Origin of the sequence: Corynebacterium yonathiae, assembly GCF_027570195.1 — a bacterium.
In the GTDB taxonomy this organism is placed as follows: Bacteria; Actinomycetota; Actinomycetes; order Mycobacteriales; family Mycobacteriaceae; genus Corynebacterium; species Corynebacterium yonathiae.
Genome location: NZ_JAKMUZ010000001.1, coordinates 45,419 through 66,160, shown reverse-complemented (window position 1 = coordinate 66,160; position 20,742 = coordinate 45,419). Strand labels below are relative to the sequence as shown.

At 57.5% G+C, this 20,742-nt stretch carries 21 protein-coding genes and 1 riboswitch; of the genes, 16 read left to right on the top strand and 5 right to left on the bottom strand.

The annotated features are described in order from the left end of the window. Positions 1 to 66: 66 nt before the first annotated feature. The 5 genes from tatA to L8V22_RS00320 all read left to right on the top strand — a co-directional run bounded on the left by tatA (position 67) and on the right by L8V22_RS00320 (position 6,278). A complete protein-coding gene (gene tatA, locus L8V22_RS00340; protein WP_238800923.1) occupies positions 67 to 330 on the top strand; it encodes a Sec-independent protein translocase subunit TatA in 264 nt (87 codons plus the stop codon). A gap of 207 nt (positions 331 to 537) precedes the next feature. Then, a complete protein-coding gene (gene tatC / locus L8V22_RS00335) occupies positions 538 to 1,533 on the top strand; it encodes a twin-arginine translocase subunit TatC (protein ID WP_269966374.1) in 996 nt (331 codons plus the stop codon). A 21-nt stretch (positions 1,534 to 1,554) separates the two neighbouring features. Beyond that, positions 1,555 to 4,371, top strand: a complete 2,817-nt coding sequence (locus L8V22_RS00330) for a DEAD/DEAH box helicase (protein ID WP_238800925.1) — start codon at positions 1,555 to 1,557, stop codon at positions 4,369 to 4,371. A 32-nt stretch (positions 4,372 to 4,403) separates the two neighbouring features. After that, positions 4,404 to 5,531, top strand: coding sequence for a M24 family metallopeptidase (locus L8V22_RS00325; RefSeq protein WP_238800926.1), 1,128 nt, complete (start codon positions 4,404 to 4,406; stop codon positions 5,529 to 5,531). Beyond that, entirely contained in the window at positions 5,532 to 6,278 is a 747-nt protein-coding gene (locus L8V22_RS00320; RefSeq protein ID WP_238800927.1) for an SDR family oxidoreductase, read from the top strand. It begins immediately after the preceding gene. A gap of 10 nt (positions 6,279 to 6,288) precedes the next feature. Here L8V22_RS00320 and L8V22_RS00315 read toward each other — a convergent pair whose 3' ends face one another. Continuing rightward, positions 6,289 to 7,077, bottom strand: a complete 789-nt coding sequence (locus L8V22_RS00315; protein ID WP_238800928.1) for a precorrin-3B synthase — start codon at positions 7,075 to 7,077, stop codon at positions 6,289 to 6,291. A gap of 85 nt (positions 7,078 to 7,162) precedes the next feature. Between L8V22_RS00315 and L8V22_RS00310 the strand changes: the two genes are divergently transcribed. From L8V22_RS00310 to L8V22_RS00300, 3 genes are read left to right on the top strand one after another with little or no spacing between them, the layout of a single operon-like run. After that, the gene (locus L8V22_RS00310) at positions 7,163 to 7,765 is read left to right on the top strand and encodes an FxsA family protein (RefSeq protein WP_238800929.1); all 603 of its coding nucleotides are present in this window, start codon (positions 7,163 to 7,165) and stop codon (positions 7,763 to 7,765) included. A gap of 2 nt (positions 7,766 to 7,767) precedes the next feature. Beyond that, a complete protein-coding gene (lnt, locus tag L8V22_RS00305) occupies positions 7,768 to 9,285 on the top strand; it encodes an apolipoprotein N-acyltransferase (RefSeq protein WP_255711756.1) in 1,518 nt (505 codons plus the stop codon). A gap of 13 nt (positions 9,286 to 9,298) precedes the next feature. Continuing rightward, the gene (locus tag L8V22_RS00300; protein WP_238800931.1) at positions 9,299 to 10,192 is read left to right on the top strand and encodes a polyprenol monophosphomannose synthase; all 894 of its coding nucleotides are present in this window, start codon (positions 9,299 to 9,301) and stop codon (positions 10,190 to 10,192) included. Between the two features lie 79 nt (positions 10,193 to 10,271). Here L8V22_RS00300 and L8V22_RS00295 read toward each other — a convergent pair whose 3' ends face one another. Then, complete coding sequence (locus tag L8V22_RS00295; RefSeq protein ID WP_023021567.1) at positions 10,272 to 10,655, bottom strand: RNA polymerase-binding protein RbpA; 384 nt, start codon at positions 10,653 to 10,655, stop codon at positions 10,272 to 10,274. A gap of 130 nt (positions 10,656 to 10,785) precedes the next feature. On the opposite strand from L8V22_RS00295, the gene L8V22_RS00290 reads away from it, so the two are divergent. The 3 genes from L8V22_RS00290 to L8V22_RS00280 are packed head-to-tail and all read left to right on the top strand — an operon-like array spanning position 10,786 to position 12,010. Continuing rightward, positions 10,786 to 11,127 carry a hypothetical protein gene (locus L8V22_RS00290; protein ID WP_034655353.1) on the top strand — a complete coding sequence of 114 codons (342 nt, stop codon included), beginning with the start codon at positions 10,786 to 10,788 and terminating at the stop codon, positions 11,125 to 11,127. Positions 11,128 to 11,130: 3 nt separating this feature from the next. Beyond that, positions 11,131 to 11,832: a YceI family protein gene (locus L8V22_RS00285; protein ID WP_238800932.1), complete on the top strand. Its 702-nt coding sequence runs from the start codon at positions 11,131 to 11,133 to the stop codon at positions 11,830 to 11,832. A 13-nt stretch (positions 11,833 to 11,845) separates the two neighbouring features. Continuing rightward, on the top strand, positions 11,846 to 12,010 hold the full coding sequence (locus L8V22_RS00280) for a hypothetical protein (RefSeq protein ID WP_238800933.1): 165 nt from the start codon (positions 11,846 to 11,848) through the stop codon (positions 12,008 to 12,010). A gap of 492 nt (positions 12,011 to 12,502) precedes the next feature. Here the strand turns inward: L8V22_RS00280 and L8V22_RS00275 are convergent, their stop codons facing one another. Next, positions 12,503 to 12,976: a hypothetical protein gene (locus tag L8V22_RS00275; RefSeq protein ID WP_238800934.1), complete on the bottom strand. Its 474-nt coding sequence runs from the start codon at positions 12,974 to 12,976 to the stop codon at positions 12,503 to 12,505. Between the two features lie 144 nt (positions 12,977 to 13,120). Here L8V22_RS00275 and L8V22_RS00270 point away from each other — a divergent pair, with 144 nt between their 5' ends. Beyond that, entirely contained in the window at positions 13,121 to 14,029 is a 909-nt protein-coding gene (locus L8V22_RS00270) for a Dyp-type peroxidase (RefSeq protein ID WP_238800935.1), read from the top strand. Here the strand turns inward: L8V22_RS00270 and L8V22_RS00265 are convergent. Next, positions 14,026 to 15,345: an SAM-dependent methyltransferase gene (locus tag L8V22_RS00265; protein WP_238800936.1), complete on the bottom strand. Its 1,320-nt coding sequence runs from the start codon at positions 15,343 to 15,345 to the stop codon at positions 14,026 to 14,028. The genes L8V22_RS00270 and L8V22_RS00265 overlap by 4 nt on opposite strands. 233 nt (positions 15,346 to 15,578) lie before the next feature. On the opposite strand from L8V22_RS00265, the gene L8V22_RS00260 reads away from it, so the two are divergent. The 4 genes from L8V22_RS00260 to L8V22_RS00245 all read left to right on the top strand — a co-directional run bounded on the left by L8V22_RS00260 (position 15,579) and on the right by L8V22_RS00245 (position 20,137). Continuing rightward, positions 15,579 to 16,922 carry an NAD(P)/FAD-dependent oxidoreductase gene (locus tag L8V22_RS00260; RefSeq protein ID WP_238800937.1) on the top strand — a complete coding sequence of 448 codons (1,344 nt, stop codon included), beginning with the start codon at positions 15,579 to 15,581 and terminating at the stop codon, positions 16,920 to 16,922. A 159-nt stretch (positions 16,923 to 17,081) separates the two neighbouring features. Next, positions 17,082 to 17,179: riboswitch (TPP riboswitch) on the top strand. Next, the gene (gene thiM, locus L8V22_RS00255) at positions 17,167 to 17,979 is read left to right on the top strand and encodes a hydroxyethylthiazole kinase (RefSeq protein WP_238800938.1); all 813 of its coding nucleotides are present in this window, start codon (positions 17,167 to 17,169) and stop codon (positions 17,977 to 17,979) included. It overlaps the preceding riboswitch by 13 nt. Further along, positions 17,980 to 18,609: a thiamine phosphate synthase gene (gene thiE, locus L8V22_RS00250; RefSeq protein WP_238800939.1), complete on the top strand. Its 630-nt coding sequence runs from the start codon at positions 17,980 to 17,982 to the stop codon at positions 18,607 to 18,609. Continuing rightward, a complete protein-coding gene (locus L8V22_RS00245; protein WP_238800940.1) occupies positions 18,602 to 20,137 on the top strand; it encodes a bifunctional hydroxymethylpyrimidine kinase/phosphomethylpyrimidine kinase in 1,536 nt (511 codons plus the stop codon). The genes thiE and L8V22_RS00245 overlap by 8 nt, the downstream gene beginning before the upstream one ends. Here L8V22_RS00245 and L8V22_RS00240 read toward each other — a convergent pair. Then, a complete protein-coding gene (locus L8V22_RS00240; RefSeq protein WP_238800941.1) occupies positions 20,134 to 20,736 on the bottom strand; it encodes a class I SAM-dependent methyltransferase in 603 nt (200 codons plus the stop codon). The two genes, L8V22_RS00245 and L8V22_RS00240, sit on opposite strands and share 4 nt — an antisense overlap. Positions 20,737 to 20,742: the final 6 nt, after the last annotated feature.

Genomic DNA, 20,742 nt, shown 5'->3' with positions numbered 1-20,742 from the left:
GCTGGAAAATCTTCCGGCAGTACCGCTGCCCGGCATGCTGGCGCACTAATTGAAAGAGGTTTCTCCATGAGCATAGGACCTATGGAAATTGGTCTCATTGTTCTCGTTATTGTCTTGCTCTTCGGCGCAAAGAAGCTGCCGGAACTGGCGCGCTCTATGGGCCGTTCCATGCGCATCTTCAAGTCTGAGGTTAATGAGATGCATTCCGAGGACACCCAGCGTTCCCAGGCGCAGGCACAGTTGAGCCAGAAGCAGCAGTCCGACGAGGAATTCTGGAGCCGACCAGACATGCAGCCGGGCCAGCGAAGCAACACTAATCCTCAGCAATAAACGCCCCAAGCCCGTCGTTGCGCGAACACCTCTACAGCGCGCGGAGACGCCCTCGTAATCCGCGCGGCAGGGAAGTGTTCGCTCTTTTGCGTTGAAAGAGCCACACTGATGTCGCCACAGTCACAACCTGTTTCTGCCCCGAAGGTAAACAAGAACGTGAAGGGGAAGCTGCGCTTTTCCCGCAAGCCGAAAAACCCCACTGGGGAGATGACCTTGGTTGAGCACCTGCAGGAGCTGCGCCGCCGCGTCATCATCTCCGTTATAGCGGTGGTTGTTGGCGCGATTATAGGCTTTATTTGGTATCAACAAGCACCGTTCGGTATCTCCCCGCTGGGGGAGATTCTTCGCGAGCCATATTGTGCTCTGCCAGCAGAGAAGCGCGCCTCTTTCAGCGCGGATGGCGAATGCCGTCTTTTGGCCACCAGTCCGTTTGAAATGCTCCTGCTGCGCTTGAAGGTAGGCGCCCTGGCGGGCACCGTATTGTCCTCACCAGTGTGGCTATATCAGGTGTGGGCCTTCGTAGTCCCTGGCCTCCATAAGAACGAGCGACGCTACACCTTGAGTTTCGTCTCTGCTGCAGTGGGACTATTTGTTGCCGGCGCGCTGCTCGCGTATTTCATCCTTTCCGTTGGTCTGGAATTTCTCATGGGCCTCGGTGACGAGTATCAAACGGCAGCGTTGACAGGTGAGCGTTACTTCTACTTCCTTTTGGCACTGCTGCTCATCTTTGGCGTCAGCTTTGAGATCCCCCTGCTAATTGTGTCGCTCAACCTAATCGGCGTGCTCGAATATGCACATGTCAAGGACAAGCGGCGGATCATCATTGTCGTTGTGATGATTTTCGCTGCCTTCGTTACCCCAGGCCAGGATCCCTTCTCGATGGTGGTTTTGGCTGGATCGCTCATCCTTCTTATCGAGATTGCCTTCCAGTTCTGCCGGATCCACGACAAGCGCATACAACGCCAGCGCCCCGAATGGATGGACCTTGATGACGAGACTTCCTCACCACTCGGCGCCGGACCAGGAGCAATCGGCGGGCCCACTCCCGTTGCGGCACCAACCCAGGTGAACCCTTCGCCCGCACCTTCTCAGCCGGTTTCTCAACCAGTCCAGCAGGCGCAGCACCAGCAGCCGCAGACGTGGACCACCGGTGTCAACGGGACTTCGTCGAATAGCTCCAGCTTTTTCGACGATGTCCTCTAGGCACGGGTAGCCTGGGGAGTCATGACTGAAACTCATCTAGATTCTTTTTCTGCAGCCCTGCCATACCCCTTGGATGAGTTCCAGGTTAAGGGCTGCCAAGCCGTGGAAGACGGGCACGGCGTGCTAGTGTGCGCGCCGACCGGCGCCGGCAAAACCATTGTGGGCGAGTTTGCGGTCTCGCTGGCATTAAGCCGCGGCACCAAGTGCTTCTACACAACGCCTATTAAGGCGTTGAGCAATCAGAAGTACCACGATTTGGTGGAAGAACATGGTGAGGAAGCTGTTGGCCTGCTCACCGGTGATGTATCAATCAACTCTGATGCAGAGATCGTCGTCATGACCACCGAGGTACTGCGTAATATGATCTACGCAGAATCCGCTGCCCTAGATCGTCTTACCCATGTGGTCATGGATGAGATTCATTTTTTGGCCGATGCTTCGCGCGGCGCAGTATGGGAAGAGGTAATCCTTAACCTGGCTGACCATGTCTCCATCATTGGTCTATCTGCCACAGTGTCCAATTCGGAAGAATTTGGCGATTGGCTTTCCACTGTGCGTGGCGATACCACCGTGATCGTTTCCGAGCACCGCCCAGTTCCGCTCGACCAGTGGATGATGCTCGGACGTAAGATTTATCCGCTTTTCGAGCCCGAATCCGGCGGACAGGTCAACGCTGAGCTGGAGCGTAGAATCCAGCGCCTTGAGGCCGGCGATACCGATAATGGTCGCGCAGACTATAAGTCCGGCAAGGGCTTTCGCGCCCGAGCCCGCCACAAGGGTGGTGGACGTAGCGAATTCCGCGGAAAGGGAAGGGGACGCTCCGGCGCTTCCCGCCAACAGGATCGCTATCGCCCACTGGGCCGCCCAGAGGTGCTAAAAGTACTCCAATCCCAAGACATGCTGCCGGCAATTACCTTCATTTTCTCCCGCGCCGGCTGCGATGGCGCGCTCAATCAGTGTCTGCGCAGCCGCATGGTGCTTACCTCCCAGGAAGAAGCACAGCAGATCAAAGAAATCGTCGATGCTGGTGTAGAAGGTATCCCCGAAGAAGATCTGCAGGTCCTAGACTTCAAGCGCTGGCGCGAAGCCCTTTCCCGAGGTTTTGCAGCCCACCACGCAGGAATGCTGCCGGCCTTCCGGCATATCGTAGAAGACCTATTCGTACGCGGCCTTGTCCGCGCCGTCTTCGCTACGGAAACCTTGGCTCTCGGCATCAATATGCCGGCGCGCACCGTGGTGCTAGAAAAACTCATCAAGTTCAATGGTGAAGCCCACGTTGATCTCACCCCAGGCCAGTACACGCAGCTGACCGGCCGTGCGGGACGCCGTGGCATCGATACCTTGGGCAATGCAGTCGTGCAATGGGCCCCCGCGATGGATCCGCGTCAAGTAGCTGGCCTTGCTTCCACGCGCACTTACCCTCTCATTTCCACCTTTGCGCCGGGGTATAATATGGCGATCAACTTGCTGGGCATGCTCGGGTTCGAAGATTCTCTTCGTTTGCTGGAAAAGTCTTTTGCCCAGTTCCAAGCGGATGGCTCGGTGGTGCAAGAAACCCGCGAAATTGAGCGCGCGGAACATCGAGTGCGCGAGCTGCGCAGCCAGTTGGATGATGCCGTGGCATCGCTCGCGCCTCCAGCGAAGGATGGGGAAGATCCCGCCGAGGTCCTAATGGACTACGTCCGCCTGCGCCGCGAACTCACTGCGGAAGAAAAGCAGTCCAAAATCGATAGCGTTAACCAACGCAACCAAGAAGTAATCGCGGTTTTGGGACGTCTGCAGCTAGGCGACGTTATTGCCATGCCCGGCAAGAAGCGCCCTATTCTCGCAGTGGTTGTTACTCCGGCAAACCAGACTGCGGATCCCCGCCCGTGGGTTACCACTGAGTCTGGGTGGTCTGGCCGGATCGATGCAGCTGGGATTAATAATCCCCCCATCCAGGTCGGTCGCATCAAGATCCCGAAGCCAGTGCGCAAGAACCCGCGTCGCAATACCAGATATGTACAAGATGTCTTGCACCGCGAACACTTTGACCGGCCCAAGCGAATGAAATCGCAGACCCGTGCTCGGCCCAATAAGCGGGTGGGGCAGTTGCGCGATGCACTGCGCGCCCATCCCGCTCATGAGTGGCCGGCTACTGATCGCGAGCAGCTAGCGGGTCTGGCCCAAAAGCTGGCACGGCGCGAGCGGGACCGAGACAAGCTCCAGTCCAAGGTAAACAAGGCTACAGATACTTTGGGCCGTACTTTCGAGCGCATCGTGGACCTTCTGGCAGAGATGGACTATGTCGAGTTCACCGGGGTAGGTTCCGAACGCACGCCCGTAATTACTGAGGAAGGCGAGCGTCTAGCCAAGATTCACAGCGAATCCGATTTGCTCGTGGCGCAATGCCTCAAACGCGGAATTTGGGATGACCTGGATCCCGCGGAGCTTGCTGGCGTTGCCTCCTTGTGCTGCTTCGAAAACCGCAAGGCTACCAGTGGGCAGCCGGAGGCAGCCACCGAGCGCATGGCCGATGCTATGAATGGTACGTGGCGCGTGTACACCGAACTTACCGCTGATGAGCAGCGGCATCGACTGCCGCCCACCCGTGAGCCAGAAGCCGGATTCGCCTTGGCGGTGCACCAGTGGGCAGCAGGTGCGCCTTTGGGCTATTGTATGGCTGCCGCCAATGAAGCCGGCGCTGAGCTTACCCCTGGTGATTTTGTTCGTTGGTGCCGTCAAGTCATTGACCTGCTGCAACAGGTGGCCAAGACCGGTTATGATGGCGAGATTCAACGCAATGCTCGCCGCGCCATCGACGCGATACAGCGCGGTGTGGTAGCCATCGGGGCCTAAGAGCCGCGGCTTGGGCGAGTAGACTCTGGAGCATGACTGTTACTCAGACTTTTTCCGCTGATGTCTACGCCCAACGTCTGCAGGCCGCCCAACAGGCCGCTAAGGACAAGGACATTGATCTGCTCCTGATCGGCACGGGCCCAGACTTTGCCTATCTCACCGGCTCCTGGGTTTCCTCCCACGAGCGCCTGACGGTCTTAGTCGTGCCGCAGCAGGGCAATGCGTGGATCGCAGCGCCTAATACCGATATCATCGATATCAAGGCCGCTCCGGTAGGAGAGCTGGATGTAGAGCTGCGGGGTTGGAACGACGGCGATAATCCCTACGAGCTCGCACTGCGTGGCGCTGGCCACACCCTAGGCAAGGTAGCCCTGGGGCAGTCGCTGACTGCAGATCACGTCCTGCGTTTTCAGGATCTGATCCCACAAGCCAATTATCAGTTGGCTACCTACGCGCTGGCGGAGCTTTTTACCCGCAAGGATGAAGCTGAGATTGCTGAGCTGCGCAAGGCTGGCCACGCCATCGATGCAGTCCACGCACAGGTGCCACAGCTCCTCCAGCCGGGCCGCACCGAGGCCGAGGTAGCTCACGAATTGGAAGAGCTCATCTTGCGGGAGCACTCCGTTATCGATTTCGTGATCGTCGGCTCGGGCCCGAACGGGGCCAACCCGCATCATAGTTTCTCGGACCGCGTGCTCGCGGAAGGAGAGCCGGTAGTCGTCGATATCGGCGGCACTCTGCCTTCCGGCTACCACTCCGATTGCACCCGCACCTACGTGGTCGGCGGGGACATTTCCACGGCACCGCAGGATTTTCAAGATGCTTATGCCGTGCTTGCCGACGCCCAAGCAGCCGCCCGCGCTGCAGCCCACCCCGGTAGCACCGCCGCAGAGATCGATGCCATCACCCGCGAGGCAATCGCTGCGGCCGGCTGGGGTGATAACTTTGTCCACCGCACCGGCCATGGCATCGGCCTGTCTACTCACGAAGAGCCGTTCATAATGGACGGCAATGACCTCCCACTGGAAGAGGGCATGGCCTTTTCCATTGAGCCGGGCATCTACGTGGAAGGCAAGTGGGGTATGCGCTTGGAAGATATCGTGATCCTTACCAGCGATGGCTACGAGTCCCTCAACCTAGCTCCGCGTGAAGTCCGTTAAATGGCTGGCGTACTAATACTTGGCGGCCGCAGTGATATCGGCGGCGAAATAGCTCGGCGGGTTGCTCCCGGTAAGGACATCGTGCTCGCTGCTCGTGGCACCCACGGAATGAACGACGCGGAGAAACAGCTCTGGGAGGCGGGAGCGCGCAGCGTGCATCTGCTCGATTTCGACGCCGCAGATTTTCCGTCCCATGCTGGTGTTGTCGACCGCGCGATAGAGCTTGCAGGGCCTTTGGAGCTTACGGTCGTAGCCTTTGGCATCTTGGGTGACCAGGAGCGAGCGGAGCGCGATGCTTCCCACGCAGTCGACATCGCCACGATTGATTACGCGGCGCAGCTTTCCCTGCTCACGTTGGTTTCTGAGCGTATGCAGCGCGGCCACATCGTCGCGTTTTCCTCGATCGCAGGGTGGAGGGCCCGCCGAGCGAATTATGTCTACGGCTCTACCAAGGCCGGTCTCGACGCCTTCTGCCAAGGCCTAGCCGATAAGCTGCACGGCAGTCAGGTAGGGCTCATTACCGCGCGCCCCGGCTTTGTCATTGGGAGCATGACAGAAGGAATGAAGCCGGCACCGCTTTCAGTGCGACCGGCGGATGTGGCCGAGGCCGTGGTCAGCTGCATCGCCCGCGATGTTCGTCGCGGTAAGCCGCGTTCGCGTACCATCTGGATCCCCCGCGCTTTGCAAGGCCTAGCGTGGGTCATGCGCCTAGTGCCACGTCCTATCTGGCGCCACATGCCGCGCTAGAGCCTGGGTTCTAATCTGCGCGAAGCAGTGGAGAATTGATATCGAAAATGAATCCACGCGGGGCGAGTACGCGCAGAACCACCTCGGCATCGCCCTCAGCGATATTGTGAAAGACTAATCCGCCCCATGGAGTAACGGTAATGTCTACCTCCAGCTGCCCAATGAGCTGGGCAAATTCGGCTGGAATGGCGCCTTTATGAACGCCTGCGCCCAGATCAACGATGCCCGCAGGCAGATGCTCATCCAGCCAGCCAATGGGGCCGGGTTCTGCCAGGGCAGAGGCATTGTGATCCAGGGGTGTCGCTTCCTTACGTGCCTCCAAATAATGCTGAGCAGCCGTGCGCAGGGTCAGTGGGGTAGTGGGGGCGTCGCCAAGCGGGGAGCGCCCAAGGTACAAAGAACCATCCTTGTCGATGCTCAAGCTCACACCAGCAGCGCCCGCGGGCAGACTATCGTCTTCCGCGATGACTGCAAGACCTGGCCCGCCTTCTACCGCGTCCAATTCAGCCGCAAGCTCCTGGGCGGTTTGCTTGGCCGCCGCCGACAGCGGCGAAGCCATCACCGGGACTGGGGTGGCGCGCAACTGCAGCTTTTGGAACTGCTGATTGAGCGCCTGCACATCTGTGATGCCGCGCAGCTCGATGGCGGAAAATCGGTCGATGTAGACAAAACCATCCGCGCATAGACTGGAACATTTCGCCAACGTTATCCAATCTTGGGCGTGGGTGCTGCCGCCGGCGACGTGGATGCGGGCACACGTGCCGTGCTGGGGGTCATCATAAAGCACAGGAGTAGCCATGCGCATTAGTCTAACCTGCCCCGGCTGCTGGTTCGTGCACGAGTGTTGCCAGCACATTATCAGGCTGCCTCGTTAGACTGAGTCCATGCCGTTTATGTATTTTGCTCTCTACATGGTCGCAGAAACCCTGACCTTTTGGGCCGTCTCTAAGTGGATCGGTGTTGGTTGGGCGCTTATCGCACTCTTTGTCACCATGTTCTTCGGTATGTCCATCGCCGGAATTGAGGTGCGACGATTGATGGGAAAGCAGATCGAACCCACAGGAGACGGCACTTACGTCGTCCGCGGCGACAACGTGGGCAGGACCGCCAGCAATGTGGGCCTTACCTTGGTGGGCGGCATGCTGCTATCTTTGCCCGGTTTCCTCACCACTATCCTCGGTGCCCTCCTCATTTTCTCGCCCACCCGCGCTATCTTCCGCACGATTATGGCAGCGTCTTTGTACCGCAAGATCGAAAATATGGGTATAAAGATTTACGAAGCAACGCCGATGGCGCAGCAGCATGACACGTATGGCGACTTTGGCTCCTTTGGGCGCGGACAAGCCGCACAAAGCGGTCACCCGAGTACTCACGACGCTGGCCCACATGAGGTCTTGGATGAGGAAGAGATTCGCCGCTGGACCGAAAACCTGGATCCGGATGACTTTGGCCCTTCCGGTGGGGAGACTAAGGGCGGAAAGAGCTAGTGATGCTGGTCATTGCCCGCCTGTTAGTGGCGGGCCTTTCTGGTTTGCTTACTTATGCCGCTATTGAGCCCCGCGGCTGGTGGTGGGCCGCAGTAGTAGGCATGGGCTTGCTTTATGTGAGCTTGATGCCCTGGGGAACTAGGCACGTCTCTGCCCGTCTGGGCGCGCTACTAGCAGTAACGCATTCCCTAGTGCTGTATCTTCTCATCTTGCCCTGGATCGGGGAGTTAGTGGGAAGCGGGCCTTATATTGCTTTGGCGGTGTGGCTTGCGATTTACGCCATCCTATTGGGCTTTGGCGGTACTGCGGTGGCGCGGTGGAAGTACGGTTTTATTGCTTTCCCATTCGTCTACCTCACGGTGGAGGTGCTGCGTTCTTCGGTACCCTTTGGCGGCTTTTCTTGGGTCAAGCTGGCTTGGGGGCAGATCGATGGACCGCTAGCCAACCTAGCGCCGTGGGGTGGTACCTCCCTTATTACCGTCGCCACGGTATTGTGCGGCTGCGGCATCGCCGCCGTAGTGATTCAACGCGGGCGGAAGGCCAAGGTCGTCGCACTGGCGGCAGCTATTCTTCCCCTTGTGACCGCGACGGTAGCGGGCTTGGGCATCAACCGCGGTGACTCCATTGTGGGTGAAGCAAAAGTTGCTGCCATTCAAGGAAACGTACCCCGCATGGGCCTAGACTTTGCCGGACAACGCCAAGCGGTTCTCAACAATCACGTGGCCGAGACAAAGAAGCTGGCCGCGCGCGATGAGGGCATCGACCTAGTCATCTGGCCCGAAAACTCGTCCGATATCAATCCTTTCCACGACGGTAGGGCAGCCAAGGCGATCAGTGGTGCCGTTGATGCGATTGATGCTCCCGTGCTGGTTGGCACCGCTACGCGGGACGATGTGGGCGCCCGCAATACCATGCAGGTCTTTGCTCCCGGCCACACGGTAGGGGACCATCACTTTAAGAAGTACCTGCAGCCTTTCGGTGAGACTATGCCCATGCGGGATTTCTTCGCCAAGTTTTCTGACTATGTGGATCTTGCTGGAGACTTCAAACCCGGCGATGGTCCAGGTGTAGTCTCCATGGCAGGCGTGCCAGTAGGCGTGGCAACGTGTTATGAGGTTTCCTTCGATGAAGCCTTTAGGGAGTCGGTAAAAAATGGCGCACAACTGCTTACTACGCCTACCAATAATGCCACCTTTGGCTACTCCGATATGACCTATCAGCAGTTGGCCATGAGCCGGCTGCGTGCGATGGAAACGGACCGTGCAGTGGTGGTGGCGGCGACCTCTGGAGTCTCTGCCATTGTTCACCCCGATGGCCGCGTCAGCCAGTCCACGGAAATTTTCACGCCGGCCGCTCTCGTGGAGCAGTTGCCGTTGCGTAGCGGCGAGACCTTTTCCGTTAGGTTTGGTTCGCTCCTGCAATGGCTCATGGTTATTATTGGAACAGTCTGCGCACTGGTAGCTTTGCGCACAAACCGCCTGCGACGCACCCCGCGCCGCTCCGGCATAGAAAAAACGTAGGAGCATAAACACTGTGAGCACGCTTGAATCGTCGACCTTGGTCATCATCCCGACCTATAACGAGATTGAAAATCTTCCACTCATTACCGGACGCGTCCGCGCGGCGGTCCCAGAGGTCCATATCCTCATCGTGGACGATAACTCGCCCGACGGCACCGGTGACAAGGCCGATGAGTTCGCTGCGCAGGATGACCACATCCACGTTCTTCACCGCGAAGGCAAGGGTGGCTTGCTGGGCGCTTATATCGCCGGCTTTGAGTGGGGACTCGAGCGCGACTACCAGGTACTGTGCGAAATGGACGCTGATGGCTCCCACGCGCCGGAACAGCTCCACTTGCTGCTCGAAGAGGTAGACAAGGGCGCCGACCTTGTTATCGGCTCCCGCTATATCCCAGGTGGCGAGACTGTTAATTGGCCAGCCTCTCGCGAGTACCTTTCCCGCTTGGGCAATATCTACATTTCCGTGGCGCTGGGTGCTGGCCTCTCCGATATGACCGCCGGTTACCGCGCCTTCCGCCGCGAGCTGCTCGAATCCATTGATTTCGACGAGCTATCCAAGGCGGGCTATATCTTCCAGGTGGATCTGGCGTTCCGCGCGGTAAAGGCTGGCTTTGACGTCCGCGAAGTTCCAATCACTTTTACCGAGCGCGAATATGGTGAGTCCAAGCTAGACGGCTCCTTTGTTAAGGATTCCCTGTTGGAGGTAACCAAGTGGGGCGTTGCCCACCGCGCTGAGCAGCTTCAGGATTTTAGCGGCGCCGTATCCAAGCTGGTCAATCGTGAGGTCAAGGATGGCTCCATTCACGATTTCGGCGTGCAGGCCCGCAAGGGCGCCGGCTGGGTATCTGACTTCGCTGGGGAAATTGGGCACCTAGCAAAGCACCAGATTGCGCAGCTGAAGAAGTAGCCCATGCTTCAACGCTAAAGGCCCGTACCGTCTCTTAGTAAGACTAAGGAGGTACGGGCCTTTTAGCTGCCGCAGAACCTTAAGAGTTCTTCTGCTGCTGCTCCTGCTGTTCTTTCAGGAGGCGTGCTGCAGAACGGCGACGGGAGCGCAAGTGGTTAATGCGCTCTTCAAGCAGCTCATCCAGCTCCTCAATGGAGCGGCGCTCACGCAGCATATCCCAGTGGGTACGTGGTGGTTTAGCCGGCTTAGATTCAACGCCTTCACCTTCTACCAGGTGGCCCAGCTTGCCGTTCTTGCACATCCATTCCTCAGGGATTTCAGCATCATCCGCAAAAGGAACCTCATAAATCTCGCCGTCTTCGGTGCGGTATTTCACCATCTGGCGCGGTGCGAGGTCGTGGTCGCGGTCGGTTTCGTAGCTGACTGCGCCCATACGGCTGCCACGGAGTACGCGATCTGCCATGCAACATCATCCTTTTCAAAGAGATCCCTGATTGAGTGCGAAGCAAAACTTCGCCTAAGAGCTATTAATTATAACGAACACCCACGCGTCTTTGTTCCCAGCCCGCCCAAAATGAACTAAACTATATCGAGTGATCCGTACAGCTAGTCGTGAACGCAACGTCGGCTCCTGCCAATGGTGTGGGAAGGACATTGACCAAGGCGGTAGGGGACGGCCACGTAAATTCTGCAGCGCCTCGTGCAAACAGCGCGCTTATGAGCAAAGGAATAATGTCAGTGGCACGGGAATTCCCGCCAATGCCGTGATCCTGACTCCAGAAAAGGCAGAAAGTTTGCGCGACGGACTTTTTGAACTACGTTGTTCCGCAGAAGATATCAATACCGCCGCGGAGGAAGGCGCTAGTGCGCAGGAGCTTGCCGGTTTGTGCGAGGAGCTTGTCGCCCTGGCCCGACGCCTAGAAGGACTTCGATAAAAGATGAAAAAGCTTTTTTATAATCGCAAGTTGGTTATCACCATCTTTGTGGTGCTGATCGTTTTGCTGACCGCCGTGGCAATTGGCCCTATGATGTATTCGCTCCTTAAAGGGGCCGGCGTAAAAACAGAACCCATTTCCGCCGACGGGGCTAAGGCCGCGTCTACAGAACTGGATGGAACCTGGCAGGTTGCTAAGGGGCGTGCCAATAACCATACCTCGGTTGGCTTTACCTTCAATGAGGTTCTACCTGCGGAGAAGACCACCACCTCGGGTTCGACCACTGAGGTAACCGGCCAGGCAGATATTTCTGATTCCACCCTTAAAACCGCGACGGTCACCGTCGATATGGACGAGCTATCTACGGATAAAAAGGTCCGCGACCAAAACATGAAGTCTAAGCTCTTTGAAACGGAGCTTTTCCCAGAGTCTTCCTTCAAACTGACTAAACCGGCTTCGCTGGCCGACGTCCCAGACAACGGCACCATCGGCACCGTACACCTCACCGGTGACTTGACCATTAAGGATAAAACGCACGAAGTTTCTCAGGACTTCGACGTGCTGCGCGATGGGGATCAGATCGTCATCGGCGGCACCGTTCCAGTTGATCGCCTTGATTACGGCGTAGAAACCCCTGAAATGTTGGCAGCTAAGGTTGAGGAAACTGGTGAAGTTAATCTCCGTATTTCCTTTGAGAAAAGCTAGCGAGGTCTAGTCTGTGAACTCCCGTCAGATTATCCCGTTTAGATGGTTGCGCCTTGTCGTAGTCATCGGCTTCACGGTCTTCGTAGCCGTTCAACACATGTGGGTCATCGCAGCGATTTCGACGATGCTGGCGCTACTGACTATCTGGCAACTGTGGAGCGCTTACCGTAATCGTTAGATAGGCCCTTCAAAGGGAGTGGGCAGATACCCCGAATAACGTCAATGTGACGTTATATAGTGGTGTGGTTACATGCCCCAGTAGGGTGCATTTTTGCCGAAATCCACCCGTCCGACCGCCCATCGGGAGTCACACGCCATAGATGGCTGGCTCCCGTGGCACGGAGGGGCTCAATAGTGCTTAATAGTTAAGGCGCCTGGTATCCAGGAGGCAGACTGCATACCGGCGACCCTCAATAGGATTAGTCAGCCAGCTTGGCGGCCCAGTGGCCACTGGAGTGTATCGCGGCAACTGCGCGACGTCGCAAAGCAGAGCTTCACAGCATAAGGCGGAGCGATAGGAACCGCCGCAATAAAAAACAACCGGGGATCCCGACAAGACTGACCAGAAGGCTCGAGGTATACCAAGGCATAAATAAGAAACTGCCCAACCATGGATAAATGTCCGATAATGTACATTATGTCATTTAAACTAGGGGTGGTATTCCCTTTTTTAGTTCCTGACTCCATACATTGATACCTGCACCTCGCCTCTATTGTTCGCTCCTGACAACACGCGCCCGAATGAAGCTTTCCAAATATGACATTCCTTCACGAAGATTGGGCTCTCGTCATTACTCTTGCCGCGGGCGACTTCTTTCTCGGCTTGGTCTCTCGTAGCACATGCGGCCTTAAGCTCTGGATCGAATTCTGCGCTCGACGGATCCGATCCCTGCGCGTGTCCACCTCTAAATACGATGTAAACCACTTCCGGATGGTGTTCTTCATCCAGTGGACCGTTCCACCCACGCAGGCATGTCTCTTCAGTCCAACAGGTCACCCCTGAGCGGTCTACGCATTGCCCCATGACTTTTTCTTGGGCGCGCGTCAGCGCAACCCCTGCAAAGGACTCATCAAATGAATCGTCTTTCCGCGCAAATAATACGAAGATCCGCGCGGTGCTTTTCTTTTGCTTCTTCGTATCCATGCCCCACATCTTCTCACCCGGCTATCGGTTAGTTTTCAACTAAAATGCACACTAGCGCATATAAAGGCCAAGCAGGTCTCTAGTAGGGGCGATTCCAAGTCGGCGAACGGACCTGATCACCACTGGGTGCGTAAAATCGGCATTATGACGATTCAGCATGTAGTAGATAAGCCTTCCCGCGCAGCCCTCTTTCTAGTTCTCGAAATCAAGGACGGCGGCGAGCAAGCCACCCGCGACATGCTCACGGGATTCGCAGGACTCTTCAAGTCCGTGAACTTCCGCTACAACGAAGGTGAGCTTTATACCGTAGTTGGCATTGGCGCCTCCATGTGGTCGCGTTTGACCAGCGCGCCCCTTCCTAATCGGCTAAAGGAATTCGAGGCAATTGACGCAGCGCACAAGGCCCCAGCAACGCCAGGCGATATTCTGTTCCACTTCCGCGCTAATAGCTACGATCTCTGCCACGAAATGGCCCGGCAGGTTTTAGACCAACTGGGTGATGCTGCAACGGTCATCGATGAGACCCACGGGTTTAAATACCTTGACCAGCGAGACTTGTTGGGCTTTGTAGATGGCACTGCCAATCCCCTCGCCGAGGAGGCTTTGGATACTGTGCTGCTTGGCGACGACGCCGATTACCCCCGTGGCTCCTATGTCACCGTCCAGAAATATATTCACGACCTTGCCAAGTGGAACGAGCTGAGCACCGAGGAACAAGAGAAGGTCATCGGCCGCACCAAGGCTGACGATATCGAGCTGGATGACGATACCAAGCCATCCAATTCTCACGTCGCCCTCAATGACTTAGAGGAAGATATTTATCGCGAGAATATGGTCTTCGGTTCCTTTGCAGCTGGTGAAATGGGCACTTACTTCATTGGCTACGCCAAGGATCCAGAAAATGTCATGGAACGCCTGCGCAATATGTTCATTGGCAAGCCGGCGGGAAACTACGATCGCATCCTCGACTTTTCCACAGCCCTTACGGGTACCAATTTCTTTGTCCCAAGCGCGGAGCTGATGAAGAACTTCGACGAGCTGCCGTCCGCCTAACGCCGTCCCCCGCGGTTGCGGTGGGTCAACCCAAACTGCACCGCGTCAATCATCCCGAGAGTCATCAGTGCCTCGCGGAGGGCAAATTGGAATGTCCATAGGCGGCGGAATACTGGGTCGAAGCCAGCCGCCGCGGCCTCCCTCAGGTGCCCATCAAAAAAGGATCGCTGCTGGCGCAGGGATTCTAGATAGTGCGTACCCACGTGGGTTTCGGACACGATTCGCAGGTTAGAGTTCTTATCTACTAGCTGGTGCAACTCTGTGGTGAGTGGATAGTCCAGTCCTGGCCACACGTAGGCCCGCAAGGCCTGGATAGAGGACTTGCCGGCCTCCGTCATTGCTTCTGTGGCCACGATGGACTGGATTCCTGCCCGCCCATTCGGCGTCAAAAACCGGTCGACTGCGCGGATATACTCTTTGCGCTCGTGAGGACTCAGCTGTTCTACCTTTTCCACGGTGACGATGGCGTCATAATGGTCGTGCCATTGCTTGGGGTTCGGGACGACACCGGGTATGCGCTCGACATGGATCGAATCATCTGCACCCTCAAGCACGAGCGCCTCGCGCATCTGACTTATCTGGTCTACATCACTGGTCAATACATCCACGGTTGCGCGCCGCTTAGTAGCTCGCATCGCTGGCTGCATTCCGGCAGCCGGATACACCAATAGGTGTGTTCCGGCGCCGGTGCGGGTGACGTCGAGTAGCCAATCAGCCGCGCGACGCTGCGCATCGCCTAAGTCATCCCTGTCCACGCTCGTAGGCTCGCTGAGCGTCGTGACATCGACAAAGTGGCTCTTCGGCTCCTTGCGGCCGGCTCTTGGACTATAGCTTTCTACAGTTTCCCTAATGGTAGTCGGTACACCGCTGGTAAAGATGCCTCCCACATGGCTTAAACCATCACCAGAATAAAGCCGGACCAAATCCAGAGGTAGCTCCCCTGGCTCTGAATCGCTGGGACTAAGCGCCTTGGCCTTAGCCTTAGGAAGGTAGCCCACTCCCAAAAGGCGACCGAGCACCTTTACTAGCTGTGAGGAGGAGGTGACGGTCCACTCTCCTGCCATAAAGCTTTCCGCAAACCCGAGCCAGCCGCTGGTGGCAATGCGCTCAAACAAGGCATCATGGCCCACCTTAAGGTCTGGTCCGCCTTCGGCATCCAGATCAAGTTCTAGACCTGCGTCATCGCAGGCCTTGGCAAATTCGGCTTCTGCCCGGCGGGCTTTCATGCCAGGCCAACGCGGTGCGGGAACCGTCGCGACATTGGGCCAAGAATCTGCATCGATAGAGCTTAAATGCTCAGGGCGGGTGAAAGTCATAATGCCAGGTGCGCTCCTTGGTGGGCGGAGAAAGTCACTATCCGAATTAACCTTAGTCAGCTTTGCGCGGCCCTCGGCTTAGGCGCTCCGCACGGTGGTACCGGTTCCTGCCGCAACAACCGCAACGATGTTGAGAAAGTTTGTCAGTCATTAAGTATGCGCGTTCTGTTTGAAGTGTTTAGACTGTATGGGTAGTAAACATTAGCTTTCTTAAGGAAGGTCGCATTAATTCCATGACTGATACCCCTTATCGCCCCAACGGTGGCCGCCACCACGTCGTCGTGGTGGGCGCTGGCTTCGGTGGTCTTAACACCGTTCAAAAGCTGAAGAACGCCGATGTGGAAATCACTCTCATCGATAAGAAGAACCACCACCTATTCCAGCCAATGTTGTACCAGGTAGCCACCGGTATGATCTCTGCCGGCGAGGTTGCTCCTTCCACCCGCCAGTTGCTGCGCGATCAGGATAACGTTCACTTCGTCAATGCCGAGGTTACTGATATCAACTTGGCGGATCAGACGGTGACCGCGGAGCAGGATGAGTTCTCCCGCACCTACGCTTATGACTCCCTGGTAGTTGCTGCTGGATCCGGGCAGTCCTACTTTGGCAACGATCACTTTGCCGAGTTTGCCCCAGGCATGAAGACCTTGGATGATGCATTGGAACTGCGCTCTCGCATTATCTCCGCGTTTGAGAAGGCCGAGCTTACCGACGACCCAGCGGAGCGCGAGCGTCTCCTCACCTTCATCATCGTTGGTGCTGGCCCGACCGGTGTGGAGCTAACCGGCCAGATCGCCGAGCTAGCTAACCGCACCCTCAACGACGTCTACTCCAACTACGGCACCACCTCCGCCAAGATCTACCTGCTTGATGGCGCTCCACAGGTACTGCCGCCATTCGGTAAGCGTCTAGGCCGCAAGGCTCAGCGCACCTTGGAAAAGGAAGGCGTTCAGGTCCACCTCAACGCCATGGTTACCGATGTTACCGCAGATACCGTCACTTACAAGGACATGAAGACCGAGGAAGAGACCACCCTGACGGGTGCTACCAAGATCTGGTCCGCCGGTGTGGCCGCTTCCCCACTGGGCAAGATGGTTGCCGAGCAGGCAGGCGTAGAGGCAGACCGCGCAGGTCGCGTCTCCGTGAACGAGGACCTCACCGTGGGCGAGCACAATAACGTCTACATGGTCGGTGACATGATTTCCCTCAACCGCCTGCCTGGCCTAGCACAGGTTGCTATTCAGGGCGGCGCGCACGTCGCTAAGCTCATTCAGGCAAAGGTAGACGAGGAGTCCACTGCTAACGAGAAGGAAGCCTTCGACTACTTCGATAAGGGCTCCATGGCCATCGTCAAGCGCTTCAACGCCGTCGTCAAGCTGGGCAAGACCGAATTCGGAGGCTTTGCTGGTTGGGTAGCCTGGCTCGGCCTGCACCTGACCTACGTGGTCGGCCTGCGCAGCCGCTTGGCCGTGCTGGTGAACTGGGCAACCAATATCCTCTCCCGCGACCGCGGAAACCTGGAAATCACTACCCAGCAGCGTATCGCACGCAATATCATCAACAAGAACGAGAAGTAAAACCTCCTCGCTCGCATCGCCGCCCGCCTGCCCTACGGCAAGGCGCAGGCGGCGATTTTATTTCTCCAGCGCTGGCCATTGCTAGTGCTGAAACTCCCTTAAATCGATACTTAAGCCCTGATTTTCGCACATAGTTTCCGCCACCTTTGTTAGGCTGAAAAACGCAACATGGGGTGCCGCACGCGATGCGGCTGAGAAATACCCATCGAACCTGCACTCAGTTAGAACTAGCGAAGGGATAGTTGTGGATTATGCTTTTCTGCGCGCACATGATGCTGTGCGCGAGTCCACGCCGCTTATTCAATGCTTGACCAATAAGGTCGTCAGCAACGTCACTGCCAATGCCCTCCTTGCGATCGGCGCCAGCCCGGCGATGGTCGATACGCCGGAGGAATCGGGTGAGTTTGCACAAGTAGCCAGCGGCATTTTAATAAATTGCGGCACGCCCAGCTCCGAGCAGTACGGCGGCATGCGCGCGGCTATCGCGGGAGCGAGTTCCGCGCAGACCCCGTGGGTACTCGATCCGGTTGGCGCCGGTGGCCTAACTCACCGCACCGAGTTCATGCGCGAGGTGCTGCCACAAAATCCAGCGGCAATCCGCGGTAATGCCTCAGAAATTATCGCGCTCGAAGGTACAGGCCGTGGCGGCCGTGGCGTCGAATCGACGGACGGTGTGGAAGCCGCGTTGGATTCCGCCGTGGCGCTTTCCCGAGATACCGGAGCCGTCGTGGCTATTTCCGGCCCGCACGACCTTATCGTCCACGTAGACGACGAGATTCGCGCTGTCTACCTGCACTCGGGTCATCCAATGCTCCAAAACGTCATTGGCACAGGATGTTCACTCGGCGCCATTTGCGCAGCTTATTTGGCTGCATGGGAAGATCCCTTCGAAGCAATCGTCGCCGCCCACGCACACGTGGGCGCAGCAGGCAGTGTGGCAGCGGAAAAGCATCAGGCTCCCGGCTCCTTTGCTGTTGCTTGGTTGGATGCCCTATTCGACATCCCGACAGCGGATATCGAGGGCCTCATCAAGGTCACAGACGTAGAGGGGATCTAGATGAGTATTGACTGGTCGCTCTATCTGGTCACCGATCCAGACCTGGCAGGCGGGCGTGACAACGTGGTTCCCATCGTGCGGGAGGCTTTACGCGGCGGCGTCACCGTCGTCCAGCTGCGGGACAAGGAGGCTAGCGATGAGCAGATTGAGCGCACCGCGCGCGAACTGCTTGCTGTACTGGGCGATGTCCCACTGTTTATCAACGACCGCGTGGAGGTGGCAGCGAAGCTCGGCTGCCACCTCCACATCGGGCAGGATGACATGGCCTTTCGCGAAGCCCGGCAGAGGCTGGGAGAAGGCCAACTTATCGGTTTATCCATCGGCAGCCAAGCAGAACTTGCCGCCATTTCGGATGACACGCGCCCAGATGTCATCGGCATCGGACCCGTGTATTCAACCGCTACGAAGAGGAACGCCCCAGCCGGCATGGGCCCAGCTAAGGCCGCCGCACTCGCCCGCACCGCACGCGAGCGAGGTATCGATTCCGTCGCTATCGGCGGCATCAAAGCCCATAATGCGCACGAGCTGACCGGCACCGATTTCTCCGGAATTTGCGTCGTTAGCGACATCATGGCAGCTGAGGACGCTGCCGCAGCCGCCGCCCAACTTAAGGAGGCTTTTCATGTCTAAAGGTATCTATCCCCGAGTACTGTCCATCGCGGGTACAGATCCCACGGGCGGAGCGGGCATCCAAGCTGATCTCAAGTCCATCGCTGCTGCGGGCGGTTATGGCATGAACGTGGTAACAGCCCTGGTGGCCCAAAACACCCAGGGCGTTCGCAGCGTTCATGTTCCGCCAGTGGAGTTTTTGCAAGAGCAGCTGGACTCAGTTATCGACGATGTGGAAATCGACGCGGTGAAAATCGGCATGCTTGCCGACGCCTCCATTACCGCCAAGGTCGCGGACTTTCTGCGCCGCCTCCCAGAGGATATTCCCGTGGTACTCGATCCGGTCATGGTGGCAACCAGTGGAGATAGGCTACTAGAAAAGGAAGCAGAACAGGCCGTGCGTGATCTGTGCTCCCAAGTAGACCTCATCACTCCGAACCTGAAGGAATTGGCGGTACTTACCCACACGAAGGAGGCGGAGAATCTCGAGGAGGCCGTTGCCACAGCTAAAGAATGGTCCAAGTCCGCTGATACGGCGGTCGTCGTCAAGGGCGGGCACCTAGATGCCGATATCGCCGATAATGCGGTGGTCAACGCCGATGGGACCGTGCACCGAGTCGCCTCGAGTCGCGTGGATACGAAGAATACGCACGGCACAGGCTGCTCGCTCTCGTCTGCACTAGCGACCCGCTTAGGAGCGGGCGATACCCCCGCCGCAGCGCTTGCGTGGTCCACCCAGTGGTTGCACGAGGCCATTGCCCATGCAGATGAGCTCCAGGTGGGTAAGGGACACGGCCCCGTGGACCACTTTCATCGCTCGCAACGTCTTATGCAGGCGGCCTCTACCCTGCCGCAGCCATATCTGTCCGGCAGCCTGAAGGAGCCAGAATACGTCGAGCAGCCCCTCGTCCCTGCGGCCGGACCCCACACCCAACGCCTGTGGAACTTGGCTGGGGATCACTGGGAGGCCATCAAGGCGCTACCCTTCATTCGCGCTTTAGGCACAGGAGCTTTAGAAAAAGACGCGTTCAGCTTCTACCTCGACCAAGATGCTCAATATCTCAACGCCTATTCCAAGGCACTGGCCCGCCTTGCCAGCCAAGCTCCAGAAGCGGAACAGCAATTGCATTGGGCAGAGGGCGCGCATGACTGCTTAGCGGTAGAGGCTGAGCTGCACCGCGGCTGGCTCGCCGGCGGCATAACGACCGCAGCCTCCCGAGTTACTAGCGCCTATACGGATTTCCTCATCCGCTCGACGCATACGGATGACTACGTGGTAGGCGCGGCGGCAGTACTGCCCTGCTACTGGCTCTACGCAGAGGTAGGCCTATACTTGGCAGAATTTGATTCCCCTGAACATCCCTATCACTCCTGGCTATCCATGTATGGGGGCGAGGACTTCCTCAACGGCGTCCGGGCGAGCCTCGACATTGTCGAGGAGGCGCTCAGCGGAGCGGATGAACGCACCCGACAGCGAGCCGAACGCGCTTATATCACCGCGAGCCACCACGAGGTCGACTTCTTCGACCAAGCAGATAGGCGCTTTTAGGCCAAAAGGTCCGATCCTGGACGCGAGAGGACAGCGACAAGGAAAGTGGAATGCTCCGAGAAGAGCTTCATGTCCCACGAGGAGAAGGTGAAGTCGACTCGGTAGCCCACCTTCTGCGACATGTCGAGGAAGTCAGAGAACTCCCAGCCACGGCCCTCACCAAAACCGGTAACAAGGCGACCACCCGGCTTGAGAGACTTAAAAATATTTCGCAATGCCGGCTCGCGGCCTTCCTTCGCTAGAAAGCCCATAACGTTTCCGGCGGATACGGCAATATCGAAAGGTCCTTCCGGCACCTCTTCCTCGCACAAGTCACCGACGAACCATTGCCCGTCTGGGAAGTCGTGCTCGGCATGCTGGATGAGGATAGGATCGACATCGACCCCCACTACGCTATGACCGCGGCGAAGCAGCTCCCCGCCTACACGGCCGGTGCCACAGCCGGCGTCGAGGATGGTGGAGTTGCGTTCTACCATGGCGTCGATAAGCCGGGCCTCACCATTGATGTCTTTGCCCTGTGCAGCAAGCACCTTCCATTTGCGGGCAAAATTATGGGAGTGCTCGGGGTTAGCTTCGGTTACTTCTTTCCACGTAGGCATAGATTC

Bases quoted from the DNA above. Each gene is read 5' to 3' on its own strand.
- tatA (WP_238800923.1), top strand. From the start codon at position 67: ATGAGCATAGGACCTATGGAAATTGGTCTCATTGTTCTCGTTATTGTC.
- tatC (WP_269966374.1), top strand. From the start codon at position 538: ATGACCTTGGTTGAGCACCTGCAGGAGCTGCGCCGCCGCGTCATCATC.
- L8V22_RS00330 (WP_238800925.1), top strand. From the start codon at position 1,555: ATGACTGAAACTCATCTAGATTCTTTTTCTGCAGCCCTGCCATACCCC.
- L8V22_RS00325 (WP_238800926.1), top strand. From the start codon at position 4,404: ATGACTGTTACTCAGACTTTTTCCGCTGATGTCTACGCCCAACGTCTG.
- L8V22_RS00320 (WP_238800927.1), top strand. From the start codon at position 5,532: ATGGCTGGCGTACTAATACTTGGCGGCCGCAGTGATATCGGCGGCGAA.
- L8V22_RS00315 (WP_238800928.1), bottom strand. From the start codon at position 7,077: ATGGCTACTCCTGTGCTTTATGATGACCCCCAGCACGGCACGTGTGCC.
- L8V22_RS00310 (WP_238800929.1), top strand. From the start codon at position 7,163: ATGCCGTTTATGTATTTTGCTCTCTACATGGTCGCAGAAACCCTGACC.
- lnt (WP_255711756.1), top strand. From the start codon at position 7,768: ATGCTGGTCATTGCCCGCCTGTTAGTGGCGGGCCTTTCTGGTTTGCTT.
- L8V22_RS00295 (WP_023021567.1), bottom strand. From the start codon at position 10,655: ATGGCAGATCGCGTACTCCGTGGCAGCCGTATGGGCGCAGTCAGCTAC.
- L8V22_RS00285 (WP_238800932.1), top strand. From the start codon at position 11,131: ATGAAAAAGCTTTTTTATAATCGCAAGTTGGTTATCACCATCTTTGTG.
- L8V22_RS00275 (WP_238800934.1), bottom strand. From the start codon at position 12,976: ATGGATACGAAGAAGCAAAAGAAAAGCACCGCGCGGATCTTCGTATTA.
- L8V22_RS00270 (WP_238800935.1), top strand. From the start codon at position 13,121: ATGACGATTCAGCATGTAGTAGATAAGCCTTCCCGCGCAGCCCTCTTT.
- L8V22_RS00265 (WP_238800936.1), bottom strand. From the start codon at position 15,345: ATGACTTTCACCCGCCCTGAGCATTTAAGCTCTATCGATGCAGATTCT.
- L8V22_RS00260 (WP_238800937.1), top strand. From the start codon at position 15,579: ATGACTGATACCCCTTATCGCCCCAACGGTGGCCGCCACCACGTCGTC.
- thiE (WP_238800939.1), top strand. From the start codon at position 17,980: ATGAGTATTGACTGGTCGCTCTATCTGGTCACCGATCCAGACCTGGCA.
- L8V22_RS00245 (WP_238800940.1), top strand. From the start codon at position 18,602: ATGTCTAAAGGTATCTATCCCCGAGTACTGTCCATCGCGGGTACAGAT.
- L8V22_RS00240 (WP_238800941.1), bottom strand. From the start codon at position 20,736: ATGCCTACGTGGAAAGAAGTAACCGAAGCTAACCCCGAGCACTCCCAT.